We start from the raw sequence: 3,052 nt of genomic DNA, 5'->3' as shown, positions 1-3,052 counted from the left end.
GTCAAAAGGATGGCGTTCATGTTGAACACAAAAAGCGTCGACGGTTCCTGCAGGATACCAAGCGCCACCAGCGCCTTGTTGAGGAAGCCGTTGAGGCCCAGGATGCTGCGGATCGCATAGATCTTGATGACGTAGCTCATCAGCAGTGGCACCAGCAGCAGCATCAGCAAGGCGTAGCGCCAGCGGCCTTTCAGCGTCGTCAGGAAATAGGCGGCGGGATAGGCAAGCAGGATGCAGATGATGGCCACCGACACGCACAGCACGATGGTGTTCCAGAACACCGGCAGAAAGACCGGATCGGTGAAGAACCTGACATAGTTGCCCAGCGACAAGCCGTAGACGATCGTGCCCTGGTCGACGCTGAAGAAACTGTAGCCGAGGAAGATCGCCAGCGGCACCAGGACGAAGACCACCGGCAAGGCAAACGCCAGCACCGTCACCAGCAGTGACAGCCGTCTTTCCGCAGGCAGTGTCGATCCGGCTTCGCTCATGCCAGCACCAGATGGCCTTCATGCGGCGCAAACGAAAGCGATACAGCCTCGCCGGATTTGAGCGCGCTGCCGTCGACGCGGCTAGGCACGCGCAGCCGCAAGCGCTGCGCGGCATTGTCGGCGCCGGCCATGATGGTGGCGACGGTCGACGAGCCGGCAAAGGCCAGATCGGAGATCGTGCCGGAAAAACGGTTGTCGGTGTCCTTTGCATCCGCAAGGTGCAAGGCTTCTGGACGGAACGCGGCGTAAGCGCTGGCGCCTTCCGCTGCGGCTTTCAAATGCGGCTGGTCGCTGATCGAACAGATGAGGCGCCCGAGCGCCGTCTCGATCGATCGCAGCTCGCCCTGGACCGGTCCGAGTTTCCCGGCCACCAGATTGTTCTCGCCGAAGAAACGCGCGACGAATTCGCAATTCGGTCTGTAGTAAAGGTCGTGCGGCGTGCCGAGCTGGCGGATATGGCCGGCCTCCATGACGCAGATCCGGTCGGCCATGCCGATGGCTTCTTCCTGGTCATGGGTGACGAACAGGAAGGTGGTCCTGATTTCGCGCTGGATGGACTTTAGGAACACCTGCATCTGCCGGCGCAGTTCGAGGTCGAGTGCGGCGAGCGGCTCATCGAGCAGGATCAGGCGCGGCTGGCAGATCAGCGCACGGGCGAGTGCGACGCGCTGGCGCTGACCGCCGGAGAGCTGCGCCGGAAAGCGGTCGGCGAAACGCCCGAGCTGGACCAGTTCCAGCGCCTCCGCGACTCGGCGCGCGATTTCCTTGCGCTGGACATGGCGAACCGAAAGCCCGTAACCGACATTGCCGGAAACGGTCAGGTGCGGGAACAGCGCATAGTCCTGAAACACGGTGTTGAACGGCCGCCGGTTGATCGGCATGCGGCTGATGTCTTGCCCATCCAGGCGTATCTCGCCCGACGTCAGGGGTTCCAGCCCGCCGATCAGCCGCAGCACCGTGGTCTTGCCGGAGCCGGATGGTCCAAGAACGGTGAGGAACTCACCGTCCTTGATCGACAGGTCGATGTCGTGCAGCACGGGGACCGTGCCGTAGGATTTCGAGACGGACCGCAGCGTCAAGAGGTCGGTGTTCTGGTTCATGAAATACTCTCGCATACGCTTCGGCGGTCCGGAACCTCCGGACCGCCGGGTCCTTCGAAGGCAGAGGGCACAAAGATCAGGGCGTTGCCTTGACCTCGTTCCACATGTCCGAACGCTTGAGCGGGTCCTCGACATTGTTGAGCCAGACCAGCTTGTCGTTGCCGCCGGCGCTGCCGGTTTCCGTCACCGTGTTGCCGAAGCCGGTGCGCTCGGAAAGCTCGCCGCCGACCCTCTTGCTCAGCATGAAATCGATCCATTTCTCGGCTGCCGCATTATCACGGACACCCTTGGAAATGACCCAGTTGTCGAGCCAGGCAAGCGCGCCCTCGCTCGGATTGACATAGGCGACATGGGCGCCGATCTTCTGCAGCGCCTTGACCTGCTGCTGGCCGTAATTGGCCCAGATCAGGGCCACATCATTGTTTTGGTAGATCTGCTGCGCCTCGTCGGCGGTGGTGTAGAAGCTGAGCACGTTGCGCTTGAGTTCGACCAGCTTGGCCTTGACTGCAGCCATCTGCTCTTCATTGAGGTTGAACGGATCCTTGTAGCCGAGCGTCAGTGCGGTGAACGAGAAATTGTGCTCGCCATTATCATACGCCAGCACCTTGCCCTTGTAGGCCGGGTCCCACAGAACCGACATCGAGGTCGGCGCCGGCTTGATCTTGTCGGTGTCGTAGATCAGGCCGATGGAGTCGAAGCAGAACGGAATGCCGTAGACCTTGCCGTCCTTGGTCACGCCGCTGACCGCCGTCAGGTCGCGGAAGCGCGGCAGCACGTCTTTCTGGTTGGCGAGCTTGGTGACGTCGATCGGCGACACCAGGTCAGCCTTGATGTAGCGCTGCAACTGGGCGGTGTTGACAGCAAAGACGTCGAAGTCCTGGCCCTCGCTGCCCTTGATCTTGGCCCAGATCTCGTCGTCGCTGCCGATGAAGACGACATCGACGCCGATGCCGGTCGCGGCGGTGAAGTCCTTGACCCAGTCGGCATCGGCGTAGCCGTCCCAGGCCAGTACCCGAAGGTTCGCGGCGAGCGCCGCCGATGTCATCAGGCCGATGCTGAGCCCGATTGTCGCTAGTCTTAAAAACGCTTTCCTCAGTCCCATTTTTAATCTCCCATTATCGTTCTGGTGGACCGTAATTTTCGGGCCTGCGCCGTCACAGCTGGGTAACAGCGACCAGTCCCTCGTCCGGCACCGACACCATCCGGTTGCGCAGTGGCTTGCCGAACGTCTGTGCCTGGATTTCATACTCGTCGCCGGAAGCCGTCTTGACGCCGGAGGCGTAGCTCATCACCGCCGCGCCGAAGAAATAGGCGTGCAGGTCGCCCGCCCTGCGGTGCATCGGGTAGCGGAAATGGAAGTGTTCGAGATTGGCGATCGAGTGCGACATGTGCGCTTCACCCGACAGGAACTCCTGCTCGATTGGTCCGGAACTGCTGATCGGTGACCTGCCCGAAGAAGTG

General features: G+C 61.6%; 2 protein-coding genes and 2 pseudogenes. All 4 read right to left on the bottom strand.

Annotated features, from left to right (window positions below; genetic code table 11):
• Window positions 1–491 (bottom strand): annotated as a pseudogene (locus EN994_RS24650) (ABC transporter permease); the annotation flags it as partial.
• Entirely contained in the window at window positions 488–1,591 is a 1,104-nt protein-coding gene (locus tag EN994_RS24645; protein WP_063167573.1) for an ABC transporter ATP-binding protein, read from the bottom strand. The gene EN994_RS24645 and the pseudogene EN994_RS24650, both read right to left, overlap by 4 nt.
• Window positions 1,592–1,667: 76 nt before the next feature.
• Window positions 1,668–2,693 (bottom strand): ABC transporter substrate-binding protein, encoded by a 1,026-nt coding sequence (locus EN994_RS24640; protein WP_063167574.1) that lies wholly within the window; start codon window positions 2,691–2,693, stop codon window positions 1,668–1,670.
• Window positions 2,694–2,745: 52 nt separating this feature from the next.
• Window positions 2,746–3,052 (bottom strand): annotated as a pseudogene (locus tag EN994_RS24635) (FAH family protein); the annotation flags it as partial.

The sequence above is a fragment of the Mesorhizobium sp. M7A.F.Ca.CA.002.09.1.1 genome, assembly GCF_003998555.1.
Classification (GTDB): domain Bacteria; phylum Pseudomonadota; class Alphaproteobacteria; order Rhizobiales; family Rhizobiaceae; genus Mesorhizobium; species Mesorhizobium ciceri.
This window is presented reverse-complemented; position numbering and strand designations above follow the sequence as displayed.